At 70.3% G+C, this 18237-nt stretch carries 15 protein-coding genes; 8 read left to right on the forward strand and 7 right to left on the reverse strand.

The features are described from left to right. Positions 1-953 precede the first annotated feature (953 nt). The 3 genes from ACFY9I_RS19900 (at position 954) to ACFY9I_RS19910 (ending at position 3346) form a co-directional block, all read left to right on the forward strand. Complete coding sequence (locus ACFY9I_RS19900) at positions 954-1046, forward strand: hypothetical protein (protein ID WP_391003691.1); 93 nt, start codon at positions 954-956, stop codon at positions 1044-1046. 363 nt (positions 1047-1409) lie between these two features. Next, positions 1410-1931: a MarR family transcriptional regulator gene (locus tag ACFY9I_RS19905; protein WP_391003314.1), complete on the forward strand. Its 522-nt coding sequence runs from the start codon at positions 1410-1412 to the stop codon at positions 1929-1931. Positions 1932-2251: 320 nt separating this feature from the next. Then, positions 2252-3346 carry a GDSL-type esterase/lipase family protein gene (locus ACFY9I_RS19910; RefSeq protein WP_391003693.1) on the forward strand — a complete coding sequence of 365 codons (1095 nt, stop codon included), beginning with the start codon at positions 2252-2254 and terminating at the stop codon, positions 3344-3346. Positions 3347-3447: 101 nt separating this feature from the next. Here the strand turns inward: ACFY9I_RS19910 and ACFY9I_RS19915 are convergent, their stop codons facing one another. After that, positions 3448-3699 carry a hypothetical protein gene (locus tag ACFY9I_RS19915; protein WP_391003695.1) on the reverse strand — a complete coding sequence of 84 codons (252 nt, stop codon included), beginning with the start codon at positions 3697-3699 and terminating at the stop codon, positions 3448-3450. Here ACFY9I_RS19915 and ACFY9I_RS19920 point away from each other — a divergent pair. After that, positions 3625-3843 (forward strand): hypothetical protein, encoded by a 219-nt coding sequence (locus ACFY9I_RS19920; RefSeq protein ID WP_391003729.1) that lies wholly within the window; start codon positions 3625-3627, stop codon positions 3841-3843. The two genes, ACFY9I_RS19915 and ACFY9I_RS19920, sit on opposite strands and share 75 nt — an antisense overlap. Before the next feature lie 83 nt (positions 3844-3926). Here ACFY9I_RS19920 and ACFY9I_RS19925 read toward each other — a convergent pair whose 3' ends face one another. Continuing rightward, complete coding sequence (locus tag ACFY9I_RS19925) at positions 3927-4076, reverse strand: TIM-barrel domain-containing protein (protein WP_391003316.1); 150 nt, start codon at positions 4074-4076, stop codon at positions 3927-3929. Between the two features lie 298 nt (positions 4077-4374). Here ACFY9I_RS19925 and ACFY9I_RS19930 point away from each other — a divergent pair, with 298 nt between their 5' ends. The 3 genes from ACFY9I_RS19930 to ACFY9I_RS19940 all read left to right on the forward strand — a co-directional run bounded on the left by ACFY9I_RS19930 (position 4375) and on the right by ACFY9I_RS19940 (position 7353). Continuing rightward, entirely contained in the window at positions 4375-5421 is a 1047-nt protein-coding gene (locus ACFY9I_RS19930) for an alcohol dehydrogenase catalytic domain-containing protein (protein WP_391003318.1), read from the forward strand. Between the two features lie 36 nt (positions 5422-5457). Continuing rightward, on the forward strand, positions 5458-5967 hold the full coding sequence (locus tag ACFY9I_RS19935; RefSeq protein WP_391003320.1) for a gluconokinase, GntK/IdnK-type: 510 nt from the start codon (positions 5458-5460) through the stop codon (positions 5965-5967). Between the two features lie 933 nt (positions 5968-6900). After that, on the forward strand, positions 6901-7353 hold the full coding sequence (locus ACFY9I_RS19940; RefSeq protein ID WP_391003322.1) for an NAD(P)H-dependent oxidoreductase: 453 nt from the start codon (positions 6901-6903) through the stop codon (positions 7351-7353). A 312-nt stretch (positions 7354-7665) separates the two neighbouring features. On the opposite strand, the gene ACFY9I_RS19945 is transcribed toward ACFY9I_RS19940, so the two are convergent. The 3 genes from ACFY9I_RS19945 to ACFY9I_RS19955 form a co-directional block, all read right to left on the reverse strand. Next, positions 7666-9228 carry a mucoidy inhibitor MuiA family protein gene (locus ACFY9I_RS19945; RefSeq protein WP_391003323.1) on the reverse strand — a complete coding sequence of 521 codons (1563 nt, stop codon included), beginning with the start codon at positions 9226-9228 and terminating at the stop codon, positions 7666-7668. 6 nt (positions 9229-9234) lie between these two features. After that, positions 9235-11367, reverse strand: a complete 2133-nt coding sequence (locus ACFY9I_RS19950) for a DUF4139 domain-containing protein (RefSeq protein ID WP_391003696.1) — start codon at positions 11365-11367, stop codon at positions 9235-9237. Positions 11368-11636: 269 nt separating this feature from the next. Next, positions 11637-13415 carry an FAD-dependent oxidoreductase gene (locus ACFY9I_RS19955; RefSeq protein ID WP_391003325.1) on the reverse strand — a complete coding sequence of 593 codons (1779 nt, stop codon included), beginning with the start codon at positions 13413-13415 and terminating at the stop codon, positions 11637-11639. 208 nt (positions 13416-13623) lie between these two features. On the opposite strand from ACFY9I_RS19955, the gene polX reads away from it, so the two are divergent. Continuing rightward, positions 13624-15384 carry a DNA polymerase/3'-5' exonuclease PolX gene (gene polX, locus ACFY9I_RS19960; RefSeq protein ID WP_391003698.1) on the forward strand — a complete coding sequence of 587 codons (1761 nt, stop codon included), beginning with the start codon at positions 13624-13626 and terminating at the stop codon, positions 15382-15384. Positions 15385-15387: 3 nt separating this feature from the next. On the opposite strand, the gene ACFY9I_RS19965 is transcribed toward polX, so the two are convergent. Both ACFY9I_RS19965 and ACFY9I_RS19970 read right to left on the reverse strand, forming a co-directional pair. Beyond that, positions 15388-16803, reverse strand: a complete 1416-nt coding sequence (locus ACFY9I_RS19965) for a cysteate synthase (RefSeq protein WP_391003327.1) — start codon at positions 16801-16803, stop codon at positions 15388-15390. 444 nt (positions 16804-17247) lie between these two features. Further along, complete coding sequence (locus ACFY9I_RS19970) at positions 17248-18153, reverse strand: family 16 glycosylhydrolase (protein ID WP_391003328.1); 906 nt, start codon at positions 18151-18153, stop codon at positions 17248-17250. Positions 18154-18237: the final 84 nt, after the last annotated feature.

The following is an 18237-nucleotide window of genomic DNA, read 5'->3' on the forward strand; positions in this document are numbered from 1 at the left end:
ACCACCCCCCCCACCCCCCCCCGCCTGCTTTGTATGTGGGTTACGGTGTATTTTTAATGTGTACCCCCGGGGGGGGGGGGCCCCCCCCCGCGCGGCGCCCCCCCCCCACGGCCATGTCCGCCGTCATTCGATGAAACGTACTCATCGAGGCTGATCCAAAGATGCGGCGAGGAAATAGGCATGTACATGCTTTCCTGGGTAGCGCCGACGCTGAACAGCTGCCCCGCGGACGGAAAGACGCCCTCCATCCTCAACAGGGAAAGAAAAGCAGGTAGATACACCTACCCACGCGCCCATCAGGGCTATGCGACAGCGGCCACCAGCTGTCGACCTGGAAATGAATACTACTCATCATGGTCAAATTGATCTTGTGTGTCGGAACCATTGACGAGGATCCCGCGTGACATCTACTTTCCTCGTCAGAGCCGCGCAGCTCTTCGTTTCGCCCCTTGGTCCTTCCCTGAGGAATCCGATGCTCAGACGCGTCTTCAACGTGGTACATCGCCGACGCCACGGCCTACGGCTCCAGACCGCGTACGTCCTGCCGGCCCAGGGCACCTCCGGCACCGAGTACCTCTACATGGGCGACCGCTGGGGCAACTCCTTCGGGCAGGACGTCAACGCCTCCCAGTACGTCTGGCTGCCGCTGGAGTTCCCTACCGACACCACCATGACCATGGACTGGTACCCGCAGAGCACCGTCGACACCGCCACCGGGAAGGTCGACGGTGTCGGAGCGTGGGAGCCCCTCGCCGCACGGCGCAGCGGCAAGTGCCTCGACGTACCCGGCAAGTCGGTGAACGACGGCGTCCAGCTCACCCAGTACACCTGCACGGCAGCACAAGATCATCCAGTGGGGTTGCTCCACCGGCACCAACCAGCAGTGACAGCTGCAGGGCACCGGCGACGGCTACGTCCGGATCGTCTCCCGGCTGAGCGGCAAGTGCCTGGACATCAGCTCGGCATTCCTCGACAACGGCGCCAAGCTCATCCAGTGGACCTGCGGCGCCGGCGCCAACCAGCAGTTCCAGCGACGGGCCGCCTGACGGCGGGAGCGCAACCGGAGCCCGGCGGGCAGCGGTGCATGCTGCCCGCCGGGCTCCGAACCGTTCCGCACCGGGCCTCTACCCGCGCCCTGGCCGAGGTGCAGAGCAGATCGTCGCGCGCGGCGACAGCCAACTGTCAATTCCTCTTGGGCGCCCTCGCACCCGCACCGGCCGGCCTCGGCGGTCAATCCAGCGCCCTGCCCGTGGTCGTGTCCGTCCTCGGCCTCACGCCGGCCGTGGCGGGCTCCTTCCTCACCCTCTGCCGCCCCTAAAGCCGGGTCCCCGACCCGCTGACCCGGTGCGCCAGAGGTAGAAAACCGCATCCGCCCTCATCGTAAACGCCTCAGGAAACGAGCCTTCATTATGGAAGAAGCACCCTTTGCGGCAGACATTCCGGCCTACGAAACTTTGGCGCTGCTCGGCCGCCTTGTCGAAACCGCGGTGAACCGATCTCTGCAGCAGCAGGCCGGCATCACCTGGGAGGAATACCTGACCCTTTCTCACCTGCACAGAAATCCGCACCATTTTCTTCACATGACGGAACTCGCCACCCGACTCGGATTCTCCAGAAGCCGCGTATCCCGTGCCGTCGCCCGCCAGGAGCTTCGCGGACTGATCACCCGATCGGCATGCCCCAGGGACGCACGCGCGGCCCACGCGACGGTCACCGAACAGGGTGTCACCTTCCTTCTCCAGATCAGGAGCACGTACGAGGCCGCCGTCCGCAGCTGCCTGACGGAACTCCGCGTAGGGGCGGACCGGATGGAGGTCCTGGCGAAGCAACTCCACCCGCTCACTGACCACTACGGCCGGCCGGCGGCGCTCACCGGCTGCGTCGGGGCACCGACGCCACAATGCCGTCCATTGGCCATCACGGAGAGATGAGTTACGAGCGGGTCGGGTCACGAATTTACGACCGAACGGACCCTTCTGACACTTACACGTGTCATAACAGGCTTCAATTTGTCCTGCTCACAGGCCCAAGTGGATCTCGAGCCCACTACATTGATCCACGCGTCTCCAGTACGACGTCGGGCAGCTCCCGCACTCGCACGGGGGCAGCACTTCTCCCCCTGCCTTAACCAAGGCGATTCATCGGATGCTCGGGACTGCAGCGTTGAGTGTCGCTCCCTCTTCAGTCGCATTTCGCGCCGTTCTCTCCGGCATCCGACCCCTCCCCCCAAAAAATGGAAAGCGCGTAAGTGATGAGAATCCTTCAGCGGTTCGGCCCGGGACTCGCCGTCTCCGCGTTGACGGTCGTGCTCAGCACGCCCGGCCTGGCCGCCGCCGACGAGGCGACCAGCAGCAGTGACACCACGTACTACATCTCGCTAGGCGACTCCCTGGCCTCCGGCTACCAGCCGGACGTGGACAAGGACACCGATCTCGCCTACACCGACCAGCTCTACGCGCAGCTCAAGCAGCGCGACCCCGGACTGAAGCACATACGCCTCGGCTGCTCCGGGGAGACGACGGAGTCCCTGCTCAAGGGCGGGAAGTGCGACTACCCGCAGGCCAAGTCCCAACTGGACGCCGCCGTGAAGGCCATGGCCCAGCACCACGGCAAGGTCGCCTACGTCACCCTCAGCGTGGGCGCCAACGACATCCAGGCATGCGTCAGCCCGGCCGGCACCCTCGACGGGGCGTGCCTGAACACCGCCAGCCAGGCCATGAGCCAGAACCTCGCCCAGGTCATGGGCGCGCTCCGCAAGGCGGGCACGAAGAACACCCAGTTCGTCGGCTCGACGTACTACAACCCGTTCCTGGCGAGCTGGTTGCTGGGCGACGCGGGGCAGAAGGCCGCCAAGGAGTCGGCTCCCCTGATCAAGGCCGGCAACGCGGGTATTGCCCAGGTGTACAACTCCACGGGTTTCAAGGTGGCGGACGTGGCCGGGGCCTTCTCCTCGGACGACTTCGGCACCCTTGTCGACCTCCCGAACGCGGGCAAGGTGCCGGTGAACGTGGCCAAGGTCTGTCAGCTGACCTGGGCGTGCACGCCGAAGAAGGATCCCCACCCCAACGCCGAGGGCCACAAGGCGATCGCGGGCGCCTTCGCGGCCGTGCTCTCGACGAGCGAGGCGCCCGGCCCGGGCACGTCTCCGACCCCCACCACGTCGGCCACGCCCGGGACCGGCGAGGGCGGTGCGGGAACGAACGACCCGAAGACGAACGGTGATCTAGCCGAGACGGGCGCGTCGAGCAGCGCTCCCATCATCGCGGGCGCCGGTCTCGCGGTCGTGGTGGCCGGCACCGGCGCGGTCTACTTCGCGCGCAGGCGCCGTACGGCCGGCCAGAGCTGACGGCCAGAGGACACACCCTGAGGAAGCAGGCCGCTCGCGATGTCGCGGGCGGCCTGCTCGTCACCGGGGCCGTTCAGCGGTGCGCGGCCTCCCGAGACGGATCAGCCGCGGAGCCGAACGGCTTCACCCCATTGCACGCGCACGTCAGTACACCTGCGTCCCGGTGAGAGGTGACCCGGCGCGGACGAAGACGGGTATGCGCTCCAGTGGCGCGGCGACGGGCAGCGTCCTGCCCCCCTCGTGTTCCGTCCCGGTCGCGGGGTCGATCCAGTGGACCCGTGCGGCAGGTGGACGGCCCGCTCGCGGGCGCCCGCCTCGACCACCGGTGCGACGAGCAGGTCGGGGCCGAACATGTACTGGTCGTCGACGTCCCAGGCGGTCTCGTCGTCGGGGAAGTCGAGGAACACGCGGGCGCATGGGCGGGGTGCCGTGCGGTGGGCGGTCTCGGCGAGCTCGTGGAGGTAGGGGCGCAGGCGTTCGCGCAGGAGGAGGTGTAGCGCAGGGTCGGGCAGGCCTGTTCGCGGTACGACCAGACCTCGTTGGGGTCGCCGGTCATCCACGCGCTGAACGGCTGGTTCGGTTAGCGGTCACCGTGCAGGCGCATGACGGGGCTGAAGGTGCCGTACTGGAACCAGCGGATCAGCTGTTCCCGGTAGGCCGGGTCGTCCGGTTCGCCGCCCAGGAAGCCGCCGATGTCGGTGTGCCGCGAGGCCGCGCCGCATGGCGGCACGGCCCCCTCTGAACGTCCTGCCTCACGATGTGATGCCGCCGCCCCTCCGCCGAAATCGGCTTCCTGTGGGGCTTTCAGCCCGGGTCCTATGCGGGCACGGGCCTCACAGGGCATGGACCAACCGCCCGGCCTCGGACGCGATCTTCCGCAGCCACATGTGCGCGGGTTCGCGCTCGTGGAGTGGATGCCACCACAGTGACTCCACCAGCGGCTGCGGGAAACGCGTCAAGGCGGGACATACGTCAAGACAGCGGCGCTCGGACATCAGGCGTCGGCGGACGAGAGGGGCGACTTGACGATGCGTGCATTGACCGTGCGACCTGGCGAAAAGGACTCCCTGGAGGTGCGGGATGTGCCTGAGCCCGTCCCCGCTTCCGGGGAACTGCTGGTGGAGGGCCTGGCGGTGGGGGTGTGCGGAACGGACAGGGAGATCGTCCGGGGTGAGTACGGTTGGGCCCCTGCGGGCCGTGAGTGGCTGGTGCTGGGGCATGAGTCGCTCGGGCGGGTGCGGCAGGCGCCGCACGGCAGCGGCTTCGCGGCCGGTGACCTTGTCGCCGGGGTGGTACGCCGCCCGGACCCCGAGCCGTGTGGGGCCTGCGTTCGTGGGGAGTTCGACATGTGCCGCAACGGCCGTTACACCGAACGCGGTATCAAGGAGATCGACGGTTTCGGCGCGCAGGTGTGGTGCGTGGAGGCCGACTACGCGGTGAAGCTGGAGTCGCATCTGCAGCACGTCGGTGTGCTCATGGAACCGACCACCGTGGTGGCGAAGGCATGGGAACAGGTGGAGCGTGTCGGTGCCCGTTCGTGGTTCGAGCCGCGCCGCGTTCTGGTGACCGGTGCCGGGCCCATTGGTCTGCTGGCCGCCATCCTGGGCACGCAGCGCGGACTGGAGGTGCATGTGCTCGACCGGGTGACCGAAGGGCCCAAACCCGCTCTGGTACGGGACTTGGGTGCCATATACCACGCGGAGGACATCGAGCAGGTCGTCTCCGCCGTGTGCCCGGATGTCATCGTCGAAGCGACGGGCGCGAGCGACCTCGTCCTCGCCTCGCTGACGGGCACTGCGCCCTACGGGGTGGTGTGCCTGACCGGTGTGTCGCCCGCCGGCCGCCGGGTGAGCGTGGACGCGGGCGCCATCAACAGGGAGGTCGTGCTGCAGAACGACGCGGTAGTGGGCTCGGTCAACGCCAATCTGCGGCACTACCGCCAGGCTGCCGATGCGCTGGCGAAGGCAGACCTGTCATGGCTGGAGCGCCTGATCAGTCGGCGGGTTCCCCTGGAGCGGGCGATGGAGGCGTTCACGCCACAACCGGACGACGTCAAGGTGGTCATCGAGTTGTAGCGGGCAAGATCCGAACGCAGGCCCTAGCCTGGAGGGATGTCTCACAACAGTGCTCCATTGGTCGTGGTCATGGGCGTGTCGGCCTCGGGAAAGACCACTGTGGGCCAACTGCTGGCGCAGCGCCTCGGTGTTCCTTACGCCGAGGCGGACGACTTCCACCCCGCGGCCAATGTGGCGAAGATGCGAGCCGGTCATCCGCTCGATGACGAGGACCGCCGCCCCTGGCTGGACGAGATCGCACGGTGGCTGACCGGGCACGCGGGCAGTGGTGGAGTGGTGTCATGTTCGGCGCTGAAGAGGCGCTACCGTGACCGGCTGGCTTCCGCCGCGCCGTACGTCTTCTTTCTTCATCTCGATGGCTCGCCTGAGCTGATCGCTGCACGGATCAGTGCGCGGAAGGGCCATTTCATGCCGCCCGGCCTGCTCGCTACGCAGTTTGCCGACCTCGAACCGCTGGGCGACGACGAAGCGGGCGCGGCCATCCCGATCGACGGTACGCCGCAGGAAACCGTAGCCCTGGCTCATACGGCCGTCACCGCCTCCTGAACCGTTCAGGGCGTGCAGCCCGCTTCTGCCCTGCGAACTGCCTGGCGGCCAAGTAGAGGCATTGCCGCCGTTGCTGTTCCCTTGCTCCGTGTCGAAGGGCAGTTCACCCGCCACGGCGCGGCAGCTCTCCCGTCGGCGTCCTTCTCATCCGCGTTTCCCGAAAGGCCCGGGTTGCACGGTGTGCTTCGACGAGTTCGCGTGGGTGGACTTGACACTGCGCCCTGATGGCGGCGACGGCCTGTCATCCGTTGTGGCGTCGGTGGTGAGCAGCCGGGTTCCCGCGTTGTCGAGGCCGGCGATTGCTGTGGCATCCGCACCGATGCGTGCCAAGAAACGTGCGACAAGTTCCCGGGCGGGTGTCCAGGACTCGGTGACCATGAGGGACACCAGTGTGGTCGCTCCGGATGCCGTCCCTACAAGCGCCGCGGCGCCACCGCCAGCCGGGAGGCCGAGGCAGAGTCTTCCCCCAGAAGATCGTTGACAAGGAACGCGTCATCCTCGCCTTCCTTTACCTGCGAGACCTGTGCACCCTGGACGTTCTCGCCGACGCTCTGGGCGACGTGAGCAGATCCCTGATCGGAAACGTCATCCGCGACATCCGCCCCTGCTCGTGGAAGGCCGACTCCTCCCTCCTCCGGCCACCACCCGCTACCGCACGCAGCCGATCTCCTCACTGCCGCGCATGGCGAAGACGACACACCGACACGTTGATTTTCGTGTCGGCGCTGCCCACGTCCCTGAGACCGCGAGAGAGAAGAGGAAATCCTTACTCATCCTGTTCAGCCGTGGCTGCGCACACCGTGCGGGACCACGGCGTGCGATGCCGGGCGTCCGGCGTGGCCGTGTGCCGCAAGGCGTTGCGGAAGCGCCACGTGGTGGGGTCCGCCGCTGCGCTTCTTGCGGTCGGCCGGGTCGGGGGGCAAGGTTCGAGGTGTGGCCACTTTGCTGATCGTCCATCACACGCCGTCGCCCAACTGCCAGGCGATCTTCGAAGCCGTCGTCTCGGGCGCGACGGCACCGGAGATCGAGGACGTCCGGATCGTGCGGCGACCGGCATTGTCCGCCACGGTGTCCGACGTGCTTGACGCCGACGGGTACCTGCTCGGGACCCCAGCGAATCTCGGCTACATGTCCGGCGCACTCAAGCACTTCTTCGACCAGATCTACTACCCCTGTCTGGATGCTTCCCGAGGTAGGCCCTTCGGCTACTACGTGCACGGCGGCAGTGACGTCACCGGCACGGTGCGGGGAATCGAGTCGATCACCACGGGCCTTGGCTGGCGGCGTCAGGCCCAGGCCGTCATCGTGACAGGGGAGCCGAGCAAGGAGGACATCGAAGCGTGCTGGGAACTGGGAGCGACGGTCGCGGCCCAACTGATGCGCTGACCAGCCGTGGGCCGGACCTCTGCGACCTCGGCACGCCCGCGCTCTCATGTCCACGTCCACGTCCACGTCCGCGTCCCCGTTCTCACGTCCACGCCACGTCCACGTCCAGGTCCGCGCCCCCGTTCTCACGTCCACGTCCAGGTCCGCGCCAGCCCCACACCCACACCCACCCCGCGCCTTCGCCCGGCACCGGCCACACGGGAGCGCTGTCCGCCGTCCCGCGGGGAGGCCCGCCCAGACAGACGGATATCCCTCGGCTCGGGGCGGAGCCGGAACAGGCCCGCGTCAGCGGGTGGGCTCAGCCCTCAGCGCTCAGAGCCCGGTGACCTTGGAACTCGCCGACACCTCGTAGACCAGGGTGACCGTGCGGTGGCTGTCGGGCGGGAGAGTGACGTCCCAGCGGGCGATGCCCTCGTCGTCAACCACGTCGGGCGCCGGGGAGCACGCATCCTTGTGCAGACGTACCTCGACCGCCGCGACCTCGGAGACCGGGATCCGCTCCCGAAGGACGACGAGCCGGTCGCCGTGCTCCCCCGGAGAGGAGAACCGTGACAGGTGCAGCCGGACCGTCCGGGTGACCACGGTCCGCTGGGTGATTCCCGCGGAGTCGCGGGACTCCTCGGCATGCCGGGACACCCTGTAGTCGTCGCGGCTGCCGAAGGCCAGTTCGACGGGGGCGCCGGGGGAGGTGAAGTCCAGCGTGCCACGGCCGCTGAATCCGCTGCCGCGGACCAGATCCACAGGCCCGGCGAGCAACGCGTGGCCGGACAGGTTGTCGAACCGCACCACCTGGGTGACCAGCGGCGACACCTCGGGCACGCAGGCGTACTCGCTGCTCGCGGCCGTCGTGAACACGGAGAGCGGCACCCGGTGGGCGCGGCCGTCTCCGGGCACGGAGACCGGCGGGGGGGACCTCAGCACCCGCGCCTCGCCACCGTCGTCCACGCCGGGCAGACCGAGCACCGGGGCTGGTCCGAGGTCCCCGATCTCCTCCTCACGCAGTTCGACGTCGACGGTGCGACGCTCCGCTGCGGAGCGGTCCACCAGCGTCAGCCGGTCCTCGCCCAGCCGTGGCGGATCGCCGGCCAGCGCCGAGCGGGCCGTCGACAGTGTCAGTCGTACGCCCGACCAGTCCTCACCGGTGCGCTGCCAGACCATCGCATCGGTCTCCAGCGTCAGGGAGTCCCCGTCAAGCACGGCACGGTAGGCGGGTCGCCACAGCGCGCACGGGGTGAGGTGGCTCAGGCGCAGACCGACCGTCCCGGCGACCGCGGCCTCCACGGTCAAGTCGACATGGCCGACCAGCTCGGCGGGCTCCGTCTCGGAGAGGTGCATGGCCCGCTGGACTTCCCCGAGTTCGGCAGCGAGGGCGGCCAGCCGCGCCTCCACGGTTCGGAGTTGCTCGCCGTACGCGTCACGCTCGCCGTCCACCCGATCCAGTTCGCGGGCCCAGCGGGGCCGTTCGCTCTCCCCGGCGCCGGTGCCTTCGCCGATCTCCCGCAGCAGATCGGCGGCGAGGCGGCCGAGCAGGTCGAGGCGGGCACGCAGCCGGTCGCGTCGCTGTCCCAGCGCGAGCCGCTCCTCTTCGAGGGCGTGTACGCGGTGGCGCAGGGCGGAGTCGTCGTCGGTGGACGGCAGCGGCCCGCGTGGCGTCCAGCTGCGGACGATCCGCGCGTCGAGCACGGTCGCGGAGTGATCGGCGGTCAGCTCGGCATGGAGGGTCCGGTCGACTGCGAGCGCGCTGACCGGACCGAGACGCAGCCGCTGGACCCCGGCCTCCAGGTCGAGCACGGTGGCGCGCTCGATGTGGGCGCGATCCTCCAGGCACGTGACGGCGGTGACAGGGAGGGCGATCGGCTTCGGGGCCGTGGACATGGTGTGTCAGCTCCTGCGGTTGCCGCCGGCCAGGGCCTTGCCGGTCGGGATGCGGATCTCGTAGCCGCCGTCGAGGGCGGCAGCGGCGCCTGCGGGCAGCTCCAGGCGCCAGACGCGCGTGCCCGGCGCATGACGATCGGGTCCCGTACCTTCCTCGGGTGCCGTCCAGTCGGCTCGTTCCTCGATCCGGACGCCCGGTTCGGAGGTGACCGGTACCCGCTCGCGGATTTCGACGGTGACGGGCCGCGCGAGCCGGTTGGCCAGCTCCACGTGGACACGGTGGTCGAGCACGGTGGTGTTGTTGCGCAGGCCGGAGGTCGACTCGTGCACGCTCGTACGACGGGTGACCCGGATGCCCTCGGCCGGCCCCAGCCCCACCCGGCGGACACTGCCGGGGGCGAGTGTGGGCAGGGCGGCGGTCAGGAGGAAGTCGTCATCGACGGTGACCTCCACGGGGCCGGCCAGCAGTGCCTGGTCGGTGGCGTTGGAAATCACCAGCGTCGCGTACACGGTCTGCTCCACGGACGGCACGCACAGATACTCGGCGCGCAGGCCGACCGGGATCTCGCCGACGGTGACGGTGTGCCAGGTGCCGTCCGACGGAATGTCGGCGCGGGCGGTGGCATCGAAGCGGTGGTCGAAGGAACCGGCTGACTCGCGGGGCCGCACGGCCTGTCCGGGCAGCTGCAGCGTGGCCACCGCTTCGGCGCGGCGGCGGTACTCGGCCGCCACCGGGTCGAAGGAAGAGGCGGGAAAGACCCGGCCTCTGCGACCGCCCTGCTCGTCGGGGCCGCCCAGGACGAGCGCGGCGTAGTCGAGCTCGGCGTCGCTCGGCTGTGGTGGACCGGCCACCGGTACCGGAGGGGGTGGCGGTGCGGACCGGCCGGGAGCCGCGGGCCCCATGGGCGCCGGGGCACCCGCGAAGGAACTGCCGCCGGTCCGCGGCCGGCCGGCCGGCCGCGAGGGGGCCGGCTGCGCGAGGTCGACCATCTCGCTGCCGAACGACTTCTGGGAGGGGCCGTACCCGCCACCTGGCACCGGGACCGCGGCCGGTGGACCGCCGTAGCCCTGCGGTGCCGACGGCGGGGGAGGGGGCGGTGGCGGAACGGGACCGGACGCGACCGCCACGGGCGCGTAGACGTCCGCGGCACCCACGGGCGCGGAGCCGACCACGAGGGCCGCCGCTGCGGCCGTCGGTGCGGCCGTCGGCGTAGGGCGTGGGCCGGCTGCGTCGTATCCGGTGAACAGGTCGGCGAGCCCCGCCGGAGGCTCGCGCCAGCCGGAGGGCGCGGGAGCCGGCTGACGACGTCCGATCCGGAGCGAGCGGAGCCTCGGCAGGTCGGTGCGGCGCCGAAGATCGGCGGTGGCCAGGGCGATGCGCACGCCGGTCCAGTCCTCGCCCGTCCGCTGGGCGACCGAGGCGCGCAGCACCAGACGGCCGGTGCCGTCGCCCTGATGGTGCGTCAGACGGTAGGTCGGCACCCAGACGGCGCCCGGCACCCCGTATTCCAGCTCCAGTTCCACCTCCGCGTCGTCGGCGCCGACGAGCGTCAGGACGGCGCACACGGTGGTCTCCACGTGTGCTGACGGTGCGTCGGTGGAGGCCCGGGCGAGTCTGTCGGCGGCGACGGAGAGTGCGTGTTCGGCGTGGCGCAGCGCCTCCTCCAGCTCGACGAGGCGGACATGCAGGCCCGTCAGCCGCTCGTCCACGAAGTCGGCGAGCTCCAGCCAGGCGTCGACCGGGGTGCGGCGGTGCGGGTCCTCGCGCCTGCGGGCAGGGGGGACCGGATGGAGTGCCCTGACCTCCTCGATCAGGCCGAGCTGCCGGTCCCGGCGTCCCCGCGCCGCCGCGTACTCGTCGCCCAGACGATCGACCTCGCGCCGCAACTCGTCGGGTGTGCCCGTGTCGAGCGGCTCGGCCTCGATGTCCACCCGGGCCTCGGTGACACGCGTCCCGGGGGAGTCCAGGACCCGGGCCCGCAGCGAGCCCGGGTCCAGCGAGCGGGGCAGTCCCGTCACCCGTACCCGGCCGTCGGGCGGCACAGCGCCACGGGCCAGGCGGCGGCAGAGCGCGCCCTGCGCGTAGACCACGACCGCGTCGAGGGTCGACCCCCACCTCTGTGTCGACTCAGCCGTCATGTGCTCCGCCCCCGTCGTGTCCATGCTGAGCGAAGCCTACGCCTGGGCGGTCTGCTGGTCCGCGTCGACTCGGGAGGATGGCGCCCAGGTCCAAGGGCGCGGGTGGGCCATGGGTGGCGTCGGATCGCCCCGACGGAGTTTCGCGGATACGAACACGGAGTTTTGCGGATACGAACAAGGACAACCCGGATCGCCAGGTTCGGCTGTCGTTCCCCGGCCGAGGGGCGGGGGTGACGACCGCCGGGCTGAGGTGCGTCCGCCGGTGGCCGTCAGCCGACGTCGAAGAGATTCGGCAGTCGCAGGAGGTGACGTGTGCGGTCGTGGCGTTTGAGCGCCTCGAACTCGGGGGCCCGGTACAGCGGGGTGACCGTGCATCGCTCGGCGGCCGAACCGATCCCGTCCAGGAGGGCGTTGACCGCCTGCCGGGCCGAGGTGTTGGCGCCTTCCATGGTGGCCAGGTCGATGGGAACGGCCACGTAGTCGCCGGACAGGAAGAGGTTGGGGATCTTCGTGGCCGACCGCGGACGGTGGTGAAACGTACCGACGGGATGGATGAGCAACTGTTCCTCGTTGACCGGGTGCGGGGTGCCGAGTCCGTCCACGGCCGGATCGAGGAACCAGGAGTGCAGCACGGAGTCCTTCAGGACCGTACGTCCGCTGTCGTTGAGGGCGGCCTTGAGCTGTGCCCAGACCTCGCGGGCGACCTCGGTGCGCGTGCACTGCTTGGCCGTCCTGCCGTAGAGGATGCCCGGCTGGTCCCACTCGGAGACGTCCACGGACAGGCAGTCCGCGACCGTGCCGTCGCCGAAGTCGGAGGGGAAGTCATGGTGCGGCCAGTGCTGGGCCTGGGCGATCGCGGTCAGTGACCAGGGCGAGTCGATCAGGTCGAGGTGGCCGTGCAGGATCGGCGTACGCTCGGTCAGATAGAACTGGATGCCGGTCATCCAGTCCGTCTCCAGGCGGTCGCACGCGGCCAGTTGGGGGTCGGCGGCGCGCAGGGCGGAGTTCCAGGTGCGGCGGGCGTGCTCGACCGGCATGGCCGAGACGTAGTGGTCGGCGACGACGGTTCGGCGGGCACCCGAGGGGTCCTCCATGACGGCGCCGGCGATCCGGCCCGCCTCCAGGGTCAGATCCCGGACGGTCCAGCCGATGTGGAACTCGACTCCGAGCGACTTCAGGTACGTCACCCAGGGATCGATCCAGGCCTCGTTGGTGGGCGCGTTGAGGATCCGGTCCAGCGGTCCGTCGGCGCCGCGCCCGAGGAGGTTGAAGACGAAGGCCTCCAGCAGGGTGGCGACCGTACGGGTGCTGGCCTCCTCCGCCTTGGTGGCCACGATGTTGCGGGTGATGCCGACGGCGAGGATCCGCTGGTAGTCGTACGACATCCGTCCGGCCCGTACGAACTCCCACCAGGGCGTCTTCTCCCAGGTGTCGTCGCGGCGTTCGTCGCAGCTCGTGAGGAAGACCAGGAAACGGTTGGCGAAGTAGAGGGCCTCGTGGAGGGGGAGGTTGAAGGCGGTGTCCAGGACCGAGGTGAGAGCGCGGCGGACCTCGTCGGGGGTGAGTTCGGCCGGGGTGCTGTCCGGCCAGGGAAGCGGGATCCGGATGTCCTCCCGGCCACCCGAGCGGGCGAACAGCATCTCCTTGGGGGCGACGAGGTTGTCGTGCACACCGTTGGGGTTGCCGGGGAAGGGAATGCGTCGCATCGTGTCGGGCAGGTTGTGGTAGATGCCGGGGATGAAGCGGAAGCCGTGCTCCCCGGGCAGGGGACCGCGACCGCCCGTGCCGGTGCCCGGCACGTCCATGCTGCGGGCCTTGCCGCCCAGTGCCTTGCGTTCGTAGACCGTGACCCGGAAGCCGCGTTCGGCGAGTTCGTGCGCGGCCGTGAGCCCGGCGACGCCCCCTCCCAGTACGGCCACGGTCTGTGTGGCCACGGTCTGTGCGGCGGTGCCCTGCCGGTCCGGGGCCGGCTGAGGGGTTCCCAGGGGGATCGCGCCGCCGGCGGCCGCGGCCGTGCCCAGGAACCCTCTGCGTGTGGTGCCGCCCATCACTACCCCTTACCGTCGGTAACTACTGGCGCACGAGGATAGGAGCGGCGCACCGAACTCGGAAGGCGACCGACGTCGCTCGGGTCACTTTGGCTTGATGCCGCAGGGGTACCCGTGGCGGACGGCGGAGCCGGAGACCGCCGAGCACCGGGCGAGAGAGCGTCTCATGGCCCAGCGCGTACGCGACATCCTGAGTGGGGAGGCCCCCATGACCCGGCCCAACGACGAGGTCGCCGCACTGTTCCAGGAGTACGCGGATCTGATCTCGATCACAGGAGGAGAGGCGTACCGGGTACGCACCTACGAGAAGGCAGCCCGCTCCATCGGCGGCTACCACGCCGACGTGTCCAAGCTCGACGGCAAGGGCCTTCAGCAGATCCCCAACGTCGGCAGGTCGATCGCCGAGAAGGTCGCGGAGTACCTCCGCAGCGGTCACGTGTCCGCGGTCGAGGAGCTGCGGGCCAGGATCCCGGCGGGGGTCCGGCGACTGACGGCCGTCCCCATGCTCGGTCCGAAGAAGGCGCTGGTGCTGTACGAGGAGCTGGGCATCTCCTCGATCGACGAACTGACGGACGCCATCCACGGGGAGCGGCTGCGCGACCTGAAGGGTTTCGGGCCGAAGACGGAGGAGAACATCCTCCACGGCATCGCGCTCCTACGGGCCGCCGGGGAACGCGTCCAGCTCGACGTCGCCCTGGACCTCGCCGAGGACATCGTCTCCGAGCTGTCCCGGGTGACCGGCTGCCGACGGTGTGCCTACGCCGGGTCGCTGCGTCGCCTCCGGGAGACGGTCGGCGACATCGACGTTCTCGCCACCGCGGAGAAGCCGGGACCGCTGATGCGGGCGTTCACGGAACTGCCCTACGTCTCCGAGGTGATCGTGCGCGGTGAGAAGAAGACGTCGGTGCGCACCACCAAGGGTCTCGCGGTCGACCTGCGGGTCGTACCGCCGGACTCGTGGGGAGCGGCGCTGCAGTACTTCACCGGCTCCAAGGCGCACAACATCCGCACCCGGGAACTGGCCGTGCGCCAAGGGCTCAAGCTCTCCGAGTACGGGCTGTTCGACACCGAGAGCGGGGAGAAGATCGTCTCGGAGACGGAGGAGGAGGTGTACGAGCGGCTCGGCCTGCCGTGGATTCCACCGCCGCTGCGTGAGGACCGCGGCGAGATCGAGGCCGGGCGGGCCGAGGAGTTGCCCGCCCTGGTGGCCGAAGGCGACATCCGGGGAGATCTGCACACGCACACCGACCTCACCGACGGCCTCGCCCCGCTGGAGGAGATGATCGCCGCGGCGGCCGAGCGCGGCTACGCCTACTACGCGATCACCGACCACGGACCGAACCTCTACATGCAGCGGATGACGGACGAGCGGATACTGGCCCAGCGCGAGCGCGTACGGGGCCTCGACCGCGCCGGCCGCGAGCACCGAGGCCGGCGCGCCGTGCGGCTGTTGCACGGCGCGGAACTGAACATCGACCCCGACGGCGACGTGGACTGGCCCGAGGAGTTCCTCGCCGGCTTCGACCTGTGTGTGGCCTCCGTGCACTCGCACTTCCACCAGGCGCGCGAGGCGCAGACCCGCCGACTCGTCCGAGCCTGCGAGAACCCGTACGTCAACATCATCGGCCACCCCACCACCCGGATCATCGGCAGGCGGCCGGGCATCGACGCCGACCTCGACGAGGTGTTCGCCGCCTGCGCCCGTACCGGTACGGCCCTGGAGATCAACGCCCATCCGGACCGGCTCGACCTGCCCGACGAACACATCCTGTCGGCCAAGCGTCACGGGGTGAGGTTCGCCATCGACAGTGATGCCCACTCCGTCGTCCACCTGACCCACATGCGCTACGGCGTGGGGACGGCACAACGGGGCTGGCTGACCAAGGACGACGTGATCAACACCTGGCCGGAGGGACGGCTGCGGCGCTTCCTGCGCAAGGGACGGCCGCCGCGGCACGCAGCGGCGTGACGCTCAGCGGTGCTCCGCCAGGTCGGGCTCCGGGGCCTGGACCGAGCGTGACTGGGGCGGTGGCAGTAGGTGTCCGACCTGCGCCGCGACCACACTGGGGCCGGTGCCGTCGGTGAACCAGGGGACGCGTAGCCACGGGTCGGCGGGGACCAGGGGGAGGTCCTGGGCCCGCCGGGCCCGGCCGCCTCCGGTGATGTTGAGGAGCACCAGCTCGTCCCGGTCGACGCGCCCGGCGCGTACGGCGTCGGCGAGGGCGGCCAGGGCGACTCCGGCGCCGGGTTCGATGTCGATGCCCTCGGTCTCCTCGAACAGGGCCATGGCGGCGAGCGTGGCCGCGTTGTCCGCGCGCAGTACGTCGCCGCCGCTCTCGGTGAGCACCTCGCGCACCCCGCCGCGTACGAGGAACGGCGGACGGCGGTTGGTCAGTTCACGGGCCAGGGGCTCGTGTTCCCGCTCGGCCGGAGCCGGGCCGCCGGTGCGCCAGGCCTCGAACAGGGGGGCGAAGGGGGTGTTCTGGCACATCAGCAGGCGTGGCGGCGGTTCGTCGTCCGTCCGGATCCGGCGCGCGGTCTCATGGGCGCCGATCGCTCCCGTCCCACTGCCGACGGCCTGCACGTAGGTGCGCGGGAGGCGGCCGATCGCCTCCACCGCCGTGAGCATCACGCTGCCGAGGCCGTCGCGTCGCCCCACGTTGCGGCAGCCGCCCTCCGCCACGTGGCCGGGCATCCGGGCCAGCGACTCGGCGCAGACGATGGCGTCGCTGTAGGTGGCACGACCGTCCAGGACCACGACGCGGACGCGAGGGTCGAGCGGGGCGGGGAAACGCAGGCCGTCCAGGGCCGGAGCGGGGACGACGATCAGACACGGCACCTGGTGGAGCGAGGCGGCCCAGGCGAAGGCGGCGGCGGTGTTGCCCGCCGAGGGGATCACCAGGGCGGGCGGATCGGCGGGCAGCCTGCCGAGCACCGTGTAGGCCTCCAGGTCCTTGAACGTGCAGGTGGGCAGCCAGGCCCCGCGCTGCGGCCAGTACCCGTTGAAGGCGACCCACAGCCGGGAGAGACCGATCCGGCGGCCGAGCCGGTCGGCGTGGTACACGACGGGGCCGGGCACACCGGGGAACGTCCGCGTCACCGGCAGCGAAAATGTGTGTCGGAACAGTCCGGTCACGGTGGGGCCGACTGCGTCGGCCCAACCGTCGGACGTGACGGGCCCGTCGTGCCCCAGGTACTCGGTCCGCAGGAGCGCCGGTTCGTGCGGCACCGCGCAGTCGAGCATCAGGCCGTCGTCCTCGTAGCGGGCTCCGCACGCCGAGCAGACGACCGTGTAGTGCCGATTCCCCGGGGCCGCTTGGGGGCGTACGGGAGGTACGGGGCGTACCGGGTGTACGGGGAGTGTGCGGGACGTTTTCCTTGCCTTCACCGAAGGACTGTCGGACACACCCGGTGCACACAGCCGCTGCGACACGCCGGGCGCCGAGACCCGGTGTCTCTCCCCCGGGGGAAGGGGTGATGGTCTTCGGCGTGAGGTCGGTCCGACGGTGCCGGGAGAGGTGGGATCGTCCCTGCGGGAGTGCGGGAGTGCGGGAGTGCGGGAGTGCGGGAGTGCGGGAGTGCGGGAGTGCGGGAGTGCGGGAGTGCGGGAGTGCGGGAGTGCGGGAGTCCTCGTCCAGCTCACGCAGCACCGACTCGCACTTCTCGTGCGCGCCGTTCTCGTGCGCGCCGACCGCCTCCAGCAGACGGAAGGCCTCGCCGCACGGACGTGATGAGCGTGGCACCGGGGCCGTCGTGAGCAGCCATACGACCGGCGTGCGCCGGGTGCGCCGGGCAGGCGAGCCTCACCCGGGCGAGGCCGGGGCGGGGGCGATCACTTCCACCCGTACGCGTAAGCGGCGACCCAGGTGATGTCGAGTTGGGCGCTGCTGCCCGGAGCCGCGCCCGGTCCCTGCAGGGCACTCTCGTTCTGGAGCACCCAGGACAGGGGCCGGTCCGGCACATCACGGGTGTCGTGCCCCACCTGTCGGCCGTCCACGAAGAACCGCACATGTCCGGGCGTCCACTCCGTCGACACGGTGTGCCACCGAGTCCAGTCGTCGCTCCCGGGGAAGTAACCCTGTTCGCCACCACCGCACGGATGGTGGAAGGCGGTCAGGTCGCCGGTCCACTCGCCCTCGGGGTGGTCCATCTCGCAGCCCCCGCCGTAGTGCAGCCAGGCGGACTTGTATCCCGGAGCCAGCTTCGTCACCTTGATGCGGGCGCTGTACTTGCCGTACCGCATCTGCATGACGGCACGCGGTACCACTGCCGCCGCGTGCACGGGTCCTCCGTCGGCGGGCCGCCACATCCGGATGTACATCCGCCCGTCGCCGTTCTCCGCAGGGCCGACGCTCACCGTGTCCTCCGGGTGGTAGACACCCACGACCTCCCGCCCCCGGTCGTTGGCCGTGTCGCGCCAGCCGGTGGGGTAGGCCCACCAGTTGTCGCGGTACTGGCCGCTCAGGCCCTCGCAGTGGGCGGCGGACGTGTCGGCGCGGTGGTCGCAGTCGCTGAACGCGCCGAGCGGCACCCGGTCCCCGTCGAAGTCCTCCGCCAGGACCTGCCAGAAGGGCCCGCAGTCGCCGCGCGGCAGCGCGGTGCCGGTGGTGCGGCAGGCGTCGGCCGACCCGGGTGCGCCGTCGGCACGGGGGACACCGAGGAGCACGGCCAGGAGCAGGAGGCCCAGGGGCGCGGACAGCTTGCGTCCACGGTGTTTCGGTGCCGCGTGCGAACCCATCGGACAGCCCCTTCCGATCCACTGCGGGAAGTGCGGTGCGAGGGAGCATCCTCACCGGACGACCGGGGCCGCGCCATCCCCGCG

The sequence above is a fragment of the Streptomyces sp. NPDC012510 genome (genome assembly GCF_042955065.1).
GTDB lineage: Bacteria > Actinomycetota > Actinomycetes > Streptomycetales > Streptomycetaceae > Streptomyces.

Excerpts from the sequence above, each read along its gene's own strand:
- ACFY9I_RS19910 (WP_391003693.1), top strand. The coding sequence starts at position 2,252 with ATGAGAATCCTTCAGCGGTTCGGCCCGGGACTCGCCGTCTCCGCGTTG.
- ACFY9I_RS19935 (WP_391003320.1), top strand. The coding sequence starts at position 5,458 with ATGTCTCACAACAGTGCTCCATTGGTCGTGGTCATGGGCGTGTCGGCC.
- ACFY9I_RS19930 (WP_391003318.1), top strand. The coding sequence starts at position 4,375 with ATGCGTGCATTGACCGTGCGACCTGGCGAAAAGGACTCCCTGGAGGTG.
- ACFY9I_RS19950 (WP_391003696.1), bottom strand. The coding sequence starts at position 11,367 with ATGACGGCTGAGTCGACACAGAGGTGGGGGTCGACCCTCGACGCGGTC.
- ACFY9I_RS19945 (WP_391003323.1), bottom strand. The coding sequence starts at position 9,228 with ATGTCCACGGCCCCGAAGCCGATCGCCCTCCCTGTCACCGCCGTCACG.
- ACFY9I_RS19970 (WP_391003328.1), bottom strand. The coding sequence starts at position 18,153 with ATGGGTTCGCACGCGGCACCGAAACACCGTGGACGCAAGCTGTCCGCG.
- ACFY9I_RS19905 (WP_391003314.1), top strand. The coding sequence starts at position 1,410 with ATGGAAGAAGCACCCTTTGCGGCAGACATTCCGGCCTACGAAACTTTG.
- polX (WP_391003698.1), top strand. The coding sequence starts at position 13,624 with ATGACCCGGCCCAACGACGAGGTCGCCGCACTGTTCCAGGAGTACGCG.
- ACFY9I_RS19915 (WP_391003695.1), bottom strand. The coding sequence starts at position 3,699 with ATGTTCGGCCCCGACCTGCTCGTCGCACCGGTGGTCGAGGCGGGCGCC.
- ACFY9I_RS19955 (WP_391003325.1), bottom strand. The coding sequence starts at position 13,415 with ATGGGCGGCACCACACGCAGAGGGTTCCTGGGCACGGCCGCGGCCGCC.